The organism is Rhizobium sp. WYCCWR10014, from assembly GCF_001657485.1.
Taxonomy (GTDB): Bacteria; Pseudomonadota; Alphaproteobacteria; order Rhizobiales; family Rhizobiaceae; genus Rhizobium.
Map to the genome: position 1 here is coordinate 1 of NZ_LXFU01000039.1, position 14,847 is coordinate 14,847.

Annotated in this window: 14 protein-coding genes; 3 read left to right on the forward strand and 11 right to left on the reverse strand. The window is 61.0% G+C overall.

The window, feature by feature from the left end; translation table 11 throughout:
* From A6U98_RS21205 to A6U98_RS21225, 5 genes are all read right to left on the reverse strand, one after another.
* Positions 1-3,093: M10 family metallopeptidase (locus A6U98_RS21205; RefSeq protein ID WP_197496419.1), on the reverse strand; the 3,093-nt coding region annotated here is incomplete at its 3' end.
* Positions 3,094-3,350: 257 nt separating this feature from the next.
* Positions 3,351-3,599 (reverse strand): hypothetical protein, encoded by a 249-nt coding sequence (locus tag A6U98_RS21210; protein ID WP_064652494.1) that lies wholly within the window; start codon positions 3,597-3,599, stop codon positions 3,351-3,353.
* Between the two features lie 68 nt (positions 3,600-3,667).
* On the reverse strand, positions 3,668-4,471 hold the full coding sequence (locus A6U98_RS21215; RefSeq protein ID WP_064652496.1) for a hypothetical protein: 804 nt from the start codon (positions 4,469-4,471) through the stop codon (positions 3,668-3,670).
* Positions 4,468-5,073, reverse strand: coding sequence for an RNA polymerase sigma factor (locus tag A6U98_RS21220; RefSeq protein ID WP_062942521.1), 606 nt, complete (start codon positions 5,071-5,073; stop codon positions 4,468-4,470). Before A6U98_RS21220 ends, A6U98_RS21215 begins: the two co-directional genes overlap by 4 nt.
* Before the next feature lie 48 nt (positions 5,074-5,121).
* Positions 5,122-5,658, reverse strand: a complete 537-nt coding sequence (locus tag A6U98_RS21225; protein ID WP_064652498.1) for a tetratricopeptide repeat protein — start codon at positions 5,656-5,658, stop codon at positions 5,122-5,124.
* A gap of 168 nt (positions 5,659-5,826) precedes the next feature.
* Between A6U98_RS21225 and A6U98_RS21230 the strand changes: the two genes are divergently transcribed.
* The 3 genes from A6U98_RS21230 to A6U98_RS21240 all read left to right on the forward strand — a co-directional run bounded on the left by A6U98_RS21230 (position 5,827) and on the right by A6U98_RS21240 (position 8,703).
* A complete protein-coding gene (locus tag A6U98_RS21230; protein ID WP_064652500.1) occupies positions 5,827-6,879 on the forward strand; it encodes a type III polyketide synthase in 1,053 nt (350 codons plus the stop codon).
* Positions 6,876-7,379: an isoprenylcysteine carboxylmethyltransferase family protein gene (locus A6U98_RS21235; RefSeq protein WP_064652502.1), complete on the forward strand. Its 504-nt coding sequence runs from the start codon at positions 6,876-6,878 to the stop codon at positions 7,377-7,379. Before A6U98_RS21230 ends, A6U98_RS21235 begins: the two co-directional genes overlap by 4 nt.
* Positions 7,380-7,455: 76 nt before the next feature.
* Positions 7,456-8,703, forward strand: a complete 1,248-nt coding sequence (locus A6U98_RS21240; RefSeq protein WP_064652503.1) for an FAD-binding oxidoreductase — start codon at positions 7,456-7,458, stop codon at positions 8,701-8,703.
* Here A6U98_RS21240 and A6U98_RS21245 read toward each other — a convergent pair.
* The 6 genes from A6U98_RS21245 to A6U98_RS21270 form a co-directional block, all read right to left on the reverse strand.
* Positions 8,693-9,232, reverse strand: coding sequence for a gluconokinase (locus tag A6U98_RS21245; protein WP_064652505.1), 540 nt, complete (start codon positions 9,230-9,232; stop codon positions 8,693-8,695). The genes A6U98_RS21240 and A6U98_RS21245 overlap by 11 nt on opposite strands.
* Before the next feature lie 27 nt (positions 9,233-9,259).
* Positions 9,260-10,213 (reverse strand): peptide ABC transporter ATP-binding protein, encoded by a 954-nt coding sequence (locus A6U98_RS21250; RefSeq protein WP_064652507.1) that lies wholly within the window; start codon positions 10,211-10,213, stop codon positions 9,260-9,262.
* A complete protein-coding gene (locus A6U98_RS21255; protein ID WP_064652509.1) occupies positions 10,210-11,226 on the reverse strand; it encodes an ABC transporter ATP-binding protein in 1,017 nt (338 codons plus the stop codon). Before A6U98_RS21255 ends, A6U98_RS21250 begins: the two co-directional genes overlap by 4 nt.
* Positions 11,226-12,116 carry an ABC transporter permease subunit gene (locus A6U98_RS21260; RefSeq protein ID WP_064652510.1) on the reverse strand — a complete coding sequence of 297 codons (891 nt, stop codon included), beginning with the start codon at positions 12,114-12,116 and terminating at the stop codon, positions 11,226-11,228. The genes A6U98_RS21255 and A6U98_RS21260 overlap by 1 nt, the downstream gene beginning before the upstream one ends.
* A 9-nt stretch (positions 12,117-12,125) precedes the next feature.
* Entirely contained in the window at positions 12,126-13,130 is a 1,005-nt protein-coding gene (locus A6U98_RS21265) for an ABC transporter permease subunit (protein ID WP_064652512.1), read from the reverse strand.
* Between the two features lie 87 nt (positions 13,131-13,217).
* On the reverse strand, positions 13,218-14,813 hold the full coding sequence (locus A6U98_RS21270; RefSeq protein WP_064652514.1) for an ABC transporter substrate-binding protein: 1,596 nt from the start codon (positions 14,811-14,813) through the stop codon (positions 13,218-13,220).
* Positions 14,814-14,847: the final 34 nt, after the last annotated feature.

The following is a 14,847-nucleotide window of genomic DNA, read 5'->3' on the forward strand; positions in this document are numbered from 1 at the left end:
ATTGCCGGTGCCGGTGAAGCTGGCGGATCCCGTATAGAGCAGGTTCTCGACATTGCTGGCGAGCGTATAGATTGAAAGCGCCGTCTTGATCAGATCGGTTCCTGCATTCAGCCCTTCGGTGACCACGTCGCCAACGTCATCGACAATATAGGTGTCGTTGCCCGCACCACCGATCAAGCTGTCCGCACCGGCCTTTCCGTCCAGGGTGTCGGCACCTGCCGCGCCCCTGATCGTGTTGGCAAGGTCATTGCCCGTGCCGGTAAAGGCTACCGTGCCGATGTAGGTGAGGTTCTCAAGATCGCTGCCAAGCGTATAGCTTGCCAGGGCCGTGCGAACCGTGTCGGCTCCTTCATCGGCGGCTTCAGTGACGCTGTCGCCGGCATTGTCGACGCTGTAGGTGTCGTCGCCCTCACCGCCGATCAAGCTATCCGCACCGGCTCCGCCATCAAGCGTGTCATTGCCGGCGCCGCCAGTGATCGTGTTGGCCAGCGCATTGCCGGTGCCGGTGAAGTTGGCGGACCCGGTGTAGGTCAGGTTCTCGACATTGACCAATGCGGCGATCGAGTAGGCTGCAAGCACCGTGCGGATTTCGTCGGTGCCGGCGCTGTCCTTGATCACGTCGCTCGCACTGTCGAGCACATAGATGTCGTTGCCGGCACCGCCGTCAAGCGCGTCATTGCCGGCGCCGCCGTCAAGCGTATCGTTGCCAGCGCCGCCGTTGATCGTGTTCGCGAGACCATTTCCAGTTCCAGCGAAATCGCCGGTGCCGATGAAGGTCAGCTTTTCAACATTATTGGTCAAAGCATAGGAAGAAAGCGTCGTCTTGACCAGATCGGCTCCTTCATTCGGCCTTTCAGTGACGACGTCGGCAAGGTTATCGACAATATAAGTGTCATCGCCCGCTCCGCCGATCAGTATGTCTGCTCCAGCCTTTCCGTCCAGCGTGTCGGCACCCGCCGCACCCCGGATCGTGTTGGCAAGGTCATTGCCTGTCCCGGTAAAGGCAACTGCGCCCATGTAGGTGAGGTTCTCGACATTGCTACCAAGCGTATAGCTTGCCAGTGTCGTGCGAACCGTATCGATCCCCTCATTGGCGACCTCGGTGACGACGTCAGAAGCGTTGTCGACGATGTATGTGTCGTTACCCGTCCCGCCGATTAGCCTGTCGGCGCCAGCCCCGCCGTCCAGCGTGTCATCACCGGCACCGCCCGACAAAATATCGATGACCGCGCCACCGGTGATCGTATTGTTGAGGTTGTTGCCAGTGCCGGTAAAGGCAGTCCGTCCGAAGTTAATGAGGTTCTCGACGTTTGCGCTCAATGTGTAGCTCGCCAGATACGTCTTCACCGTATCTATGCCCTCGTCGGCGTTTTCAATAACGGTGTCGCCGTCACCGTAAACGACGTAAATATCGTAGCCGATCCCCCCAGCGAGCGAGTCATCTCCCCAGTCACCACTCAGGGTATCGTTTCCTGCCCCACCAGAGAGCGTATCGTCGCCTGTCCCGCCAGTGATTATATTGTCGAGGCTATTCCCGACACCGGTAGAATTGCCACTACCTGCGAAGTATAGGTCCTCGACATTAGCATTGTCCGCCAGCGAATAAGCCGCAAGATCGGTCCGGATCGTGTCAGCGCCGCTGTCGGCCGCCTCGACCACGACATCGCCGAGATCATCGACAATATAGGTATCGTTGCCCGCACCGCCGATCAGCGTGTCGGCGCCGGCCTTCCCATCAAGCCAATCAATACCTGTCCCGCCATTGATCACATTGGCCCCCGTATTGCCAGTACCGGAGAACCCAAAGGTGCCAATGTAGACCAGGTTTTCTACGTTGGTGCTGAGTGTATAAGAACCCGTCGTCCGGACCGTGTCCGTCCCCTCATCGACATTCTCAATTACAGCATCGTTGGCATTGTCGACGATGTAGACGTCGTTACCCGTCCCGCCCGACATCTTGTCGATTCCGGCACCGCCATCGAGTGTGTCATTGCCGGAATCGCCAGTAAGGGTATCGTTTCCGGCATTGCCCCAGAGCGCATTGTCCGCCTCGTTGCCGACAATCGTATCGTTGCCGGAGCCGGCCCGAACGTTCTCAATCAACGACGCGACATTGTCATGATAAAGAAGGGCGTTGAAAATGTTACCGCGGGCATAGCCATTATTCGGACCTCCGCCCAGGTCGGCCAACTGGCTCTGGGAAAAGACCGAGTAGCCCCCTGCTCGCAAGTCGATCTTGAGGGCGGTGGTATAAGCGCTCAAATCATAGGTATCGATACCGCCGCCGTCCCAGATTGTCGCGAAGATGCGGTTGGCAGCGGGCGTGATGGCCGCAACGCCGTTGACATAAGTGATGCCCTGGTTCGGATTCCACTTGTAGACGGTATCGCCGCTGTTCGTCGTGTAGTCCGCACCATACATTTCCTGCAGGGCGGCGATGTCGAGCATCATGAAGGTTTGTGGCGCGCCATCGTGCTCATACTTGGCCCCCCTCTCATCGTCTCCAATAAATGTGTGGTAGGTCATGATCGTGTATTCGAGCGAGTCGTAGGCGCTCGGAACGACTGTCCCCCCTTCGTGAGCATGTTTCAGTCCGAGAGCGTGACCCAGCTCGTGCGCCAAGACCTGGCCCGCATAGTTGCCGAACCTCGGGAACCGATAATCATCTTCGGTGCCAGCATATCCCGTCCCGAACCAGATATCCCCACCCCGCTCGCCGGCAGCTGGCAAATAGGCCCCTGCCGTCTCCAGATAGGGATCCGAGGTTTGCGCAAACCGCACCGTTGCGGTATTCGCGCTTCCGGCCTCAAAGTTGGCGTTCGTGAACCCCTCGACGGAGAAGCCGTCATTTGCCGCACTCCCGTAGGACTGCTCCATAAAGTACAAGGCGAGAGACTGCTGCTGCGACGATATTGGAGAGAAAGAATAGTACTTTTCGTAGTATAAATCGGCGCCATCATCGGCATAAGATGATGAGGTGGTGGGAAACGCATAGGTTATCGTTCCATCCCAAGCGGTGCCGCTGAAGAGCCCGTCTACTTTCTGATCCCCAGTCGAGCTGACGTTCTTCGTCGGAGTAATAAGATTCGTCATAAAATACCCGTTTGCCTATTCCATTCGCCGCGCCTAATGCCGGTTTCCCTCTGCCCGAAATCAGAGGAAAATTCAACTAAAAGCTTTATTTCTCTTCAGGAAAGTTTTTTTGACCTAGTAACTAACGCTCCTGAAGCGCTTTCTCCTCTATCGAAGGCCAGAAGACATATTCCAGGATCCTGGTGCTCGCCCGTCCGAACCTTCGCAATTGCTGCCACGGCGGCACTTAAATTGACGTTACGGTCATCTGCTGAAATTTAATAAGCCTCAGGCTTGGTGATATCGGGAAAGCGAGAGGTCCGCATTGTTTCGGCGCCGTCGAACGTTGTCTCCGGCCGTCGTGCCGCGGGGTCGCCCTCACGGCGTGCCGCGTCGGGTTCGAGGATCGCATCTGCCGCAATCTTGGTGACGTGGCCTGCGATCGTTCCGTAGCGAGTGAAGGGAAAGGCGTCGAGCTTGACGACAGTGTCCTGTCCGACCGTGGTGAAGCCGATGTTCTTGTTCAAAGCGTCAATTTCGAGCTCAAACGTGCTCCCCAAAAAAACCCGGCGAAGCTGAAGTCCTGCTGAGCTGGTCAGCTTGAAAGCCTGCTCCGGGCGTTCTCCGCCAATTCCTGCACCCGGTCTACGGGGATGCGGCCGATCAGCATGAAAGCGTGCGTCGCGTTCGACCAGTAGACGACATTCATACCTTTGCGGTTTTCGAGGTCCGGCGCCTTCGGCCCCTTGTCAGACTTGACGATGCAGAGCGCCATCGGGCCGGTTTCGGGGTCGAGATAGGCGATCTGGGCGAGCGCCTTACCATCATATTGCAGCAACAGGGCGCGTTTGAAATCAATCCCCGGCAGCGAGACGGCTTCGGGGGAGAGTGACAGGCCGAGCTTCTCGTCAAGACCGGCGAGCTGGGCGGCCTGATCCTCCCTGCCGGGGACGGGGCCGGCGAGCGTTTCGGCGGTATAGAGCGAGATATAGTCGGCGACCACGGCGCGCCATTCGCTGTTTTCGTCCTTTGCCGACAAGCCCCTGCCAATGCCGATGACGGCGCGGTCGATGGCGATGCCTGCGACCAGCGAGGCGGCGAGCGCGCCGAGGAAGCGGCGGCGGTTGGCGAAAGCGGGCGTGGAGGCGGATCTGGCGCTTTGCTGCGCCGGGATGGCGGCGAGCATCGCCTCCAGCTTCTCGCGCGGGGCTTCGGCGAGCAGCGGGGCGAAGGCTTGTTCGAAGGGCAGGCTGGCGCGCGCCAGGAATTCCAGCCGCTCGGCGGTGCTCTCGTCTTCGTTCACGATGGCTTCAATGCGCGCGGCCTCTTCAGCCGTCAGCTCGCCGTCGATGAAGGCGGTCAGGTCCTCGTCGGAGGGAATGGTGTGTTTCGTCGTCATTGCCGTCCCCCTTCCGGTCCGGCGTCGGAGAGCTTGGCGCGGGCCGCAGCCAGCCGGCTCATCACAGTTCCGATCGGGATATCCAATATGCCTGCAACCTCGCGATAGGAAAGTCCTTCCACATAGGCGAGGAAAACCACCGTCCTCTGCGCCTCCGGCAGCGCGTTCACCTGTTTCAGCACCTGACCCGCCATCACATGGGTTTCGGTGTCGTGCGCGCCGTCGAAGGTCAGCGTCTCCCCGGCATCAACGAAACCTTGGCCCTGGCGCACCCGGCGGGAGCGGATCTCGTTCAGCCAGATCGAGTGCAGGATCGAAAACAGCCAGCGGTCGAGCCGGGTGCCGGGGATGAACTGATCGGCGCGCTCCAGCGCGCGAAGGCAGGTCGCCTGCACCAGGTCGTCGGCGACATCGCGCTGATGCGAGAGAACGAGACCATAACGCCAGAGCCTTGCCAGATTTTCCGTCAGGCCGCTCCTGATATCCGCTTCGCTCGCGATGGCCGCCTCCGCCAATCCTGCATCCCTCGAAACCGCCGGATGAACCGGCGATTCCATTCTCGCGCGACTATAGGCAGGAAAATGGGTGCGCGCGACCGACATTCTTACATCCCTTTCGTGCTTCCATTTTCCCGCCCCGTGGCCTGTTGATCAGATCTTCGAGGGATCGAGGATTGCAGCGTTCAGATCCTGATATTCCTCGCAAGCCGTGCCGCAGATCGCCTTGATTGACTTCAGCTGGTCCTTGGCGAGGTCGAGCTGGCCCTTGATGACATAGGCTTCACCGAGATATTCGCGGACCTTGGCGTATTGCGGGTCCATCTTCACCGACTGCAGATAATAGGAAATGCCCTCGTCGGTGCGGCCGAGCTTGCGGGTGGCATACCCGCGATAGTTCAGCACTTCGGCGGTGTTCTGATCCTTGACCGTGTCGAGCACGGCAAGCGCCTCCTCATAACGGCCGGCCTTGGCCAGCGAATAGGCATAGTCGGCGCGGTTCTCGTCGGAGACGTTGGCGCTCTGCTGCTTGACGCATTTCTTGGTCTTCTGGTCGTAGATCTCGCCCTTCTTGCAGGTGGGTGTCGTGCTGCTATCATCGCCGATCGCAAAAACCGGGCCGGAGACAACAGAAGCGGCAAGGCAGCCGCCGAGAATGATGGAAGCGATGCGGGCTGTCATGATCGTCATGGGGAAACTCCTCGAAAGTGACGTTGCGACGAGAGAACACCGCTGCATCCAGCTTTATTCGGCTGCTGCTTGCATTTCTTTCTTCACCCTTTCGTGAAGCTTCAGAGCTGAATAATTTGGGCGTCCGCGTGTTTTCCTTCGTTCCGCCGGAGGGACAAGGAGAATTCTGTGACCGACACCGTCAAACTCGTCAGCCTCGCCGTTGCCACACCCGAACATGTCATTTTCCAAAAACAGGCGGTCGAAGCCTCGGCCCGGCTATTTGCCGACCGCTTCGAGGATTTCCGCCATCTTGCCCGCGTCTTCGATAGCGCCGGCATCGACAAGCGCCATGCGGCGCGGCCGCTTGCCTGGTTCGACGAGCCGCATGGGTGGCACGACCGGATGCAGGCCTTTGCTGAGGTGGCCGGCGGGCTTTTCGTCGAGGCTGCCAGCTCGGCCCTTCGCCAGGCAGGGCTTGAGGCCAGCGATGTCGATTGTGTCGTAACGGTCTCGTCCACCGGTTTTACGACGCCGAGCCTCGATGCGCAGCTTAGCCGCAGGATGGGTTTCAGACCCGATATCGAGCGCGTGCCGGTCTTCGGGCTCGGCTGTGCTGCCGGCGTCTCAGGTTTTGCGATCGCCTCGCGACTAGCGCGAAACCGGCCGGGCACTGTTGTGCTTTTCGTGTCGATCGAGCTTTGCACGCTGGCCTTCCGGCTGGACGAGCTGACCCGGCCGAACATCATTGCGACGGCGCTTTTCGGCGACGGCGCCGCCGCCTGCGTGCTGCGATCAGGCGAAGACGGGCTGGCGGAGGTGGAATCGACCGGCGAGCATCTCTTTCCCGACACGCTCGATATCATGGGCTGGAAGATCGATGACGGCGGCTTCGGCATCGTGCTGGCGCAATCGCTGCCGCCGTTTGCCGAAAAGGAGCTCGGCCCGGCAGTGACGGCCATTCTGGCCCGCAACGGGCTAAGGGTGGAGGATATCGACCGCTTCATCTGCCATCCCGGCGGCATGAAGGTGCTGGCCGCGATGGAGAGCGCGCTTTCGATGGTCCCGGGCACGTTGGATCACGAGCGAGCCGTGCTTGCCGAATACGGCAACATGTCCTCGCCGACCATCCTGTTCGTGTTGGAGCGGGCGATCCGCGCCGGGTTGCCGGAGCGCGCCGCGATGATCGCCATGGGGCCGGGCTTTTCGGCGAGCTGCGTGACGCTCAGGAGGGTCGCATGATGTGGCCGTCGATCGCGCTCCTTGCCTTCGTGACGCTGCAGCGGCTGGGGGAACTCGTGCTTGCCCGGCGCAATACGGCGGCGCTTGTTGCCAGGGGTGCCAGAGAGGTGGCACCCGAGCATTATCCCGTCATGGTGGCGCTGCATGCCGGCTGGATCATCGGCCTTTGGCTGCTTGCCCCCGGCAGGCCGGTCGCGCTCTTCTGGTTTCTGGTGTTCATGGGGCTGCAGGCGCTGCGGCTCTGGGTGCTGGCGACGCTGAAAGACCGCTGGACGACGCGCATCATCGTCCTGCCCGGCGCGCCGCTCGTCAGATCCGGGCCCTATCGCTTCCTCCGCCATCCGAACTACGCGATCGTCGTCGGCGAGCTTGCCGTCCTTCCCCTCGCCTTCGGCCTGCCGGTTTACGCGATCGTCTTTTCCCTTCTCAACGCGCTTATCCTCCTTGTCCGCGTGAAGGCTGAAAATGCCGCACTGAAAAGCGCAATGATTTTGAAATGAATGCGATTTTCCGTTTGCGTCGCGGTATCGGCACGGGCATTTTCACCCCGATAAACAAAGCGGAATGCAAGCGGAAATGACGAAGAACGCAATCGTGCTCGGCGCCGGCATCGTCGGGGTTTCCACGGCCATCCATCTTCAGCGGCGCGGCCGGCAGGTGACACTGATCGACCGCAAGGATCCGGGCAACGAAACCTCGTTCGGCAATGCCGGCCTGATCCAGCGCGAAGGTGTCGCGCCTTACGGCTTTCCCCAGCAGCTCGGCCTTTTGCTGCGTTATGCGCTGAATAACCGCATCGACGCGCATTATCACCTGCACACGCTGCCGAGCCAGATCGCCTTTCTCGCCCGCTATTGGTGGAACTCCAATGCGCGACGCCACGCGATCATCACCCGGGCCTATGCGCCGCTGATCGAAAATTCGGTTGTCGAACACAAGGACCTGATGGAGGCGTCGCAGGCCGAAGGGCTGATCCGCAAGGACGGCTGGATGAAGATTTTCCGCACTGAAGCCAAGCGCGACGGGGCTCTTGCAGAGGCAGCACTTTGGCAGAATGAATTCGGCGTGGAGTATGACAGCCTGACTCCGGCCGACATCGCCCGCATGGAACCGCATATGACCGGCGATTTCGCTGGCGGTATCCACTGGCGCGATCCCTGGTCGGTGCTCGATCCGCATGCGCTGACATCGGCCTATCGCCGCTATTTCGAAAGTATCGGTGGCCGCTTCGTCACGGGTGACGCCGCCTCGCTCGGCCCGTTCGGCTCCGGCTGGAAGATCCTGACGAGGGAAGGCCCGCTCGAAGCCGAGGATGTGGTGATGGCGCTCGGCCCGTGGGCGGCTGTTGCAACGCGCCGGCTCGGCTATTCCTTTCCGCTCGGCGTCAAGCGCGGCTATCACATGCACTATGCCACTGAGGGCAATGCCGTGCTCAACAACTGGACGCTCGATGCCGAACGCGGTTATCTCCTTGCGCCGATGCGCCGCGGCATCCGCCTGACGACAGGGGCGGAGTTTGCAACGCTCGACGCGCCGAAGACGCCGGTCCAGCTCGACCGGGCCGAAGCTGTGGCCCGCACCATCTTCCCGCTCGGAGGCAGGCTCGATCCGGAACCCTGGATGGGCGCGCGCCCCTGCACGCCGGACATGATGCCTGTTATCGGCAAGGCGGCGCGCCATCAGGGCCTGTGGTTTGCCTTCGGCCATGCGCATCACGGTCTGACGCTCGGGCCGGTGACCGGCCGCGTGCTTGCCGAACTCATCACCGGCGAGACGCCGTTCATCGATATCGCGGCCTATTCGCCGCAGCGTTTCAACCCGTAACGCCGAGCGCTGAAAGGCCCTTGAGCGCGGTTGCGGCGATGCCTTCGATCGTGTCGTCGATATCAACGGTGACGACGCCTGGCTCGCCGGTCGGCGGTTCCAGCGTCGCCAGCTGACTTTCGAGCAGCGAGGCCGGCATGAAATGTCCCTTGCGCGCTCCCATCCGTTTCGTCAGCAACGCTTTGGAGCCTTCGAGATAGACGAAGAACAGATTGCCGCCGGCAGCAGCCCGCAGCCTGTCGCGATAGATGCGCTTCAGCGCCGAGCAGGAGACGATGATGCCTTCGCTCTTCTCCAGCGAGGCTTTCATGTCTTCGCCGATGCGGTCGAGCCAGGGCATCCGGTCCTCATCGGTCAGCGGAATGCCCTTCGACATCTTCTCGACATTGGCGGCCGGATGCAGCGCATCGCCTTCGACGAAGGCCAGGTGGAGGGCTTCGGCGAGTTTCTCGCCGACGGAGGATTTGCCGCAGCCGCTGACCCCCATGACGATGATCGCATGAGGCCTGTTCATCTGCTCTTCCGGCATGTTTGCTCCTCAGGCTTATCTTCCCGCTCAATCGAGCGGGAAGTGACAGGCATATTGATGTGTACCTTCCCCAGCTAATTCGGGAGAAACCTGGCGACAATGGTCCTGCGCCTTCCAGCAGCGCGGATTGAAGTGGCAGCCCGACGGCGGCTTCAGCGGCGAAGGCAATTCACCTTGCAGGCGGATGCGGGTCTTTTCGCGATCGGGATCGGCGATCGGCGTCGCCGACAGCAAGGCGGCCGTATAGGGATGGCGCGGCCTGGCGAAGACCTCGGCGGCGGGACCGGTTTCCACGGGACGGCCGAGATACATCACCATCACCTCGTCGGCGATATGATGGACGACGGACAGGCCGTGCGAGATGAAGAGATAGGCAAGCCCCATCTCCTTCTGCAGGTCCATCAACAGGTTCAGCACCTGCGCCTGGATCGACAGGTCAAGCGCCGAAACCGGCTCGTCGAGCACCAGCACCTTCGGCCGCAGCATCAGGGCGCGGGCAATGGCGATGCGCTGGCGCTGGCCGCCTGAGAACATATGGGGATAGCGACCGTGATGCTCCGGGCGCAGGCCGACACGGGCCATCATCTCCTCCACCTTGCGACGGCGGGCGGCGGCATCGAGATCGGTATTGATCTTCAGCGGCTCTTCCAAAATTGCACCGACCTTCTGGCGCGGGTTGAGCGAGCCGTAGGGGTTCTGGAAGACGATCTGCACCTGGCTGCGCAAGCTGCGGTCGCCGACGCGCGCCGGCTTGCCGTCAATCAGCAATTCGCCGGCCGTCGGATCCTCGATCATGGTGACTAGACGGGCAAGCGTCGACTTGCCGCAGCCGGATTCGCCGACGACGGCGAGCGTCTTGCCGGAATGCAGGCTGAAGCTGACGCCGTTCAGCGCCTTGACGGTGGCGTCGGCTTTGAAGAGACCGCGGTTGACCGTGTAGAAACGGGCGAGATCCCTGCCCTCGAGAACAGCGCCCGTCATACCAGGTCTCCTGCAGTTTCAACGGCGATAACACCGGGATGCCCCAGCGGCGTGCCGTCCTTCAATGGATAATTGCACAAAGCCTGGCCGAGCTCCGGGCCCTGGCGCACCACGCCTCGATCGCATTCGACCGTGGCATAACCGCAGCGCGGCGCGAAGAGACAGCCCGTCGGGCGGCCGTGCTGGCCGGGAACGACGCCGGCGATCGAGGGCAGACGCTGGCCCACTTTGGCGCGTTCCGGCAGGGCGGCGAGCAGGGCTGCGGTATAGGGATGATGCGGATCGCGGAACAGCGCCCTCACCGGCTGTTCCTCGACCTTCTGGCCGGCATACTGCACCTGCACGCGTTCGGCGGTTTCGGCGACGACACCCATATCGTGGGTGATCAGCACCAGCGCCATGCCCTGCTCCTTCTGCAGGCGAACGAGCAGATCGAGGATCTGTGCCTGGATCGTCACGTCGAGCGCGGTCGTCGGCTCGTCGGCGATCAGGAGCTTCGGATTGCAGGCGAGCGCCATGGCGATCATGACGCGCTGGCTCATGCCGCCCGACATCTGATGCGGGAAGTTCGACAGGCGCTCTTCCGGCGCCGGAATGCCGACGAGGCTCAAGAGCTCGATAGAGCGTTGGCGGCGCTCCTTGCGGTTGAGGCCCATATGAAAGCGCAGGGTCTCGCCGAGCTGGAAGCCGACCGTGAAGCACGGATTGAGGCTCGACATCGGCTCCTGGAAGATCATCGCCATATCCTTGCCGACGATCCTGCGGCGCTGGCGGGCGGAGATGTCGCGAAGGTCCTTGCCGTCGAACTGCATCCGGTCGGCGGTGATCTTCGCCGTCCAGGGCAGAAGCCCCATCAAGGCCAGCATGGCCACGGATTTACCCGAGCCGGATTCGCCGACGACCGACAGGATCTCGCCCCTGTCGCAGGCGAGTGACACGCTATCGACGGCGCGGAAGAGGCCGGAAGAGGTCTGGAATTCGACCGTCAGATTTTCAATCTCGAGGAGTGACATCACGACCTCTTCAGTTTGGGATCGAGCGCGTCGCGCAGGCCGTCACCCATCAGGTTGATGGCGAGAACGGTGATGAGGATGGCAAGACCCGGGAATGTCACCACCCACCAGGCGCGCGAGATGAACTCACGGGATTCAGCCAGCATTGTTCCCCATTCGGGTGTCGGCGGCTGGGCGCCCATGCCGAGAAAGCCGAGGGCGGCGGCATCGAGAATCGCCGCCGAGAAGGCGAGCGTCGCCTGAACGATCAGTGGCCCAAGACAGTTCGGCAGGATCGTCTTGAACATCAACCGGAAGGTGCCCGCACCGGCGACGCGCGAGGCGATGACATATTCCTTCTCGCGCTCTGAAATGACCGAGGCGCGCGTCAGCCGGACGAAATGCGGCTGATTGACCAGCGAAATCGCGATCATCGCATTGGTGAGACCGGGTCCCAGCACGGCCACCAGAACGAGAGCGAGCAGCAGCGACGGGAAAGCCAGGATGATATCCATCAGGCGCATGATCGCCGTATCGATCTTGCCGCGGAAAAATCCGGCAACGAGGCCGATCAGAACGCCTGAAATGACCGAAAGCGTGACGACGACGACGCCGATGAACAGCGAGAACCGCGCGCCGTAGATCAGGCGCGAGAGGATGTCGCGGCCGACAGCATCCGTTCCGAGCGGGTAGGAGGCGCTGCCCGCCTCCATCCAGAACGGTACGGCCAGCAGCACCTGGCGGTTCTGCTCGTTCGGCTGATGTGGCGCAAAGAGCGGCGCAAGGATTGCGACGACCAGGATGATGACGAAAACCACCAGGCCGATGACGGCGCCCTTATTGCGGGAGAAATAATGCCAGAACTCCGCAACGGCGGATGGCTGGCCGGTTTTGACGGTGACCGTGCTCATGGGCCGCTCCTAATGACGAATGCGCGGATTGATGAAGCCGTAGAGAACATCAACAATCAGATTGACCAGCATGATGACGCCGGCGATCAGCAGAAGGCCGCCCTGGACCACGGCATAATCGCGCTTGAAGACCGAATCGACCATCCATTTGCCGATGCCCGGCCAGGAGAAGATCGTCTCGGTGAGGATGGCGCCGGCAAGAAGAACGCCGATCTGCAGACCGATCGTGGTAACGACAGGGATCATCGCATTTCGCAGCGCGTGCACGCCGACGACACGCAGCGGCTTCAAGCCTTTGGAGCGCGCGGTGCGGACATAGTCCTCACCCAGCACCTCGAGCATCGCCGAACGCGTCTGGCGTGCGATGACGGCGAGCGGGATGGTTGCCAGCACGATGGTCGGCAGAATGAGGTAGCTGACGGCCGAGGCGAAGGCTCCCTTCTGGCCCGACAGCAGGCTGTCGACAAGCATGAATCCGGTGACCGGCTTGAAGAAATACATCAGCGAGATGCGGCCGGAAACCGGCGTCCAGCCGAGATAGCCGGAGAAGAAGATGATGAGCAGCAGACCCCACCAGAAAATCGGCATGGAATAACCGATGAGGGCAACTCCCATCACGCTCTGATCGAACCACGTGCCTCGCTTGACGGCCGCAAAGACGCCGGCGGGCACGCCAAGACAGACGGCGATGATGATGGCACAGAGCGAAAGCTCCAGCGTTGCCGGGAACAATGTGAAGAACTCGCCGAGAACGGGCCGCTTGGTGACGATCGAGGTGCCGAGATCGCCTTGCAGCACTTTTCCGAGATAATCGAAATACTGCACATATATGGGCCGGTCGAAACCGAGATCGTGCATGATCTGGGCGTGACGTTCCGGCGCCATCACACGTTCACCCGACATAAGCATGACGGGGTCGCCGGGGATCATGCGGATGAACGAGAAGGCTATCAGCGAAACGCCAAGGAATGTCGGGATCAGCACCGCGAGGCGGCCGATGAAAAAACGCAACATAGCAGGTTTTCCAATAGTTTCCGGCGGTCAGGGGAACCTGACCGCCGGCCGCACCCGGCGTTGACCGGGCAGTTTACAGATTTTTTATTATTCGGAAATGTCCACACCGTCGAAGCGGTGAATTCCGAGCGGGTCCATGAAGAAGCCCGAGACCTTCTTGCTCATCGGAACGAAGACCAATGAGTGGTTAATCGTATTCCAGGGAGCTTCCTTCTTGAAGATCAGCTGAGCCTGTTCATAGGCCTTCGTGCGCTCGGCGACGTCGGCCGTCTGCTTGGCCTTCGTCATCAGATCGTCGAATTCCTTGTTGCACCACTGAGCGCGGTTGTTGCCGCCGACAGCGTCGCAGCCAAGCAACGTATCCATGAAGTTGTCAGGGTCGCCGTTGTCGCCGGTCCAGCCGAGGATGACGGCACCGTCGCGATTCTTGTCGGACGAGAGCTTCAGATATTCGGCCCATTCATGGGTGACGATTTCCGCATCGACGCCGACCTTGGCCAAGTCGGCCTGCATCAGTTCTGCGGCGCGGCGCGCGTTCAACATGTACGGACGCGAAACCGGCATCGCCCAGATCTTCATCTTAAGATCCTTGACGCCGGCATCTGCCAGCATCTTCTTCGACGCATCGGGATCGTACTTGTCGTCTACGACGGCGTCGTTATAGGACCACATCGTCGGCGGGATCGGGTTCTTGGCAACGGCCGCAGCACCCTGGAAGACGGCGTCGACGATCGCCTGCTTGTTGATCGCCATGTTCAGCGCCTTGCGGACTTCGGCCTTGTCGAAGGGAGCAATCAAGGTGTTGTAAGCGAGATACGAAACGTTCAGGCCGGCCTGCTCGAGCACGGTCAGGTTCTCGTCCTTCTTGAGTTCGGCGACGTCGGCCGCATTCGGATAAGGAATGAGGTGGCATTCCCCGGCCTTCAGCTTCTGCGCGCGGACGGCAGCATCAGAGGTGATCGCGAAAACCAGATCGTCGATCTTTTCCTTGCCCTTGAAATAGGTTTCGTTCGCCTTGTAGCGGATAACGGCATCCGGCTGGTAGGCGACGAAGGTGAACGGGCCGGTGCCGAGCGGCTGCTGGTTGAGCTGCGCCATCTTGCCGTCGGCGGCAAGCTTGTCGGCATATTCCTTGGAGACGATCGAGGCGAAGTCCATGGCCAGGTCGGCGAGGAACGGCGCTTCGGGATGATTGAGGACAAACTTGACGGTGAGGTCATCGACCTTCTCGATCGACTTGATCAGCTCGGGAAAGCCCATGCCGGCGGCGTATTCGTAAGAGCCGCCCTCGACATACTTGTTCCACGGATTGTCAGCCTTGAGCTGACGCTCGAACGAGAAGATGACGTCGTCGGCATTGAAGTCACGCGTCGGCGTGAAGAAGTCGGTGGCCTGGTACTTGACGCCAGGATGAAGCTTGAAGGTGTATTCCGTGCCATCGGCCGAAACGCTCCAGCTGTCGGCCAGGCCGGGCTCGATCTCGGTGCCGCCATGCTTGAATTCGACGAGGCGGCTATAGACCGTGCGCGACGACGCGTCGAAGGTCGTGCCTGCCGTATAGAGGCTAGGGTCGAAGCCTTCCGGCGAGCCCTCGGAGCAATAAACAAGGGTCTTGGACCAGGCCGACGTCGCCATGACGGAAATCAAGGCCGTCGCTGCCAGCAGGACAGAGATCTTTTTCATAATATTGTTTCCCGGTTGTTCTTTTTTGATGTTT

Coding starts and splice junctions, on each gene's coding strand:
- A6U98_RS21265 (WP_064652512.1), bottom strand. CDS start 13,130: ATGTTGCGTTTTTTCATCGGCCGCCTCGCGGTGCTGATCCCGACATTC.
- A6U98_RS21215 (WP_064652496.1), bottom strand. CDS start 4,471: ATGACGACGAAACACACCATTCCCTCCGACGAGGACCTGACCGCCTTC.
- A6U98_RS21225 (WP_064652498.1), bottom strand. CDS start 5,658: ATGACGATCATGACAGCCCGCATCGCTTCCATCATTCTCGGCGGCTGC.
- A6U98_RS21270 (WP_064652514.1), bottom strand. CDS start 14,813: ATGAAAAAGATCTCTGTCCTGCTGGCAGCGACGGCCTTGATTTCCGTC.
- A6U98_RS21255 (WP_064652509.1), bottom strand. CDS start 11,226: ATGTCACTCCTCGAGATTGAAAATCTGACGGTCGAATTCCAGACCTCT.
- A6U98_RS21250 (WP_064652507.1), bottom strand. CDS start 10,213: ATGACGGGCGCTGTTCTCGAGGGCAGGGATCTCGCCCGTTTCTACACG.
- A6U98_RS21260 (WP_064652510.1), bottom strand. CDS start 12,116: ATGAGCACGGTCACCGTCAAAACCGGCCAGCCATCCGCCGTTGCGGAG.
- A6U98_RS21220 (WP_062942521.1), bottom strand. CDS start 5,073: ATGTCGGTCGCGCGCACCCATTTTCCTGCCTATAGTCGCGCGAGAATG.
- A6U98_RS21235 (WP_064652502.1), top strand. CDS start 6,876: ATGATGTGGCCGTCGATCGCGCTCCTTGCCTTCGTGACGCTGCAGCGG.
- A6U98_RS21245 (WP_064652505.1), bottom strand. CDS start 9,232: ATGCCGGAAGAGCAGATGAACAGGCCTCATGCGATCATCGTCATGGGG.
- A6U98_RS21240 (WP_064652503.1), top strand. CDS start 7,456: ATGACGAAGAACGCAATCGTGCTCGGCGCCGGCATCGTCGGGGTTTCC.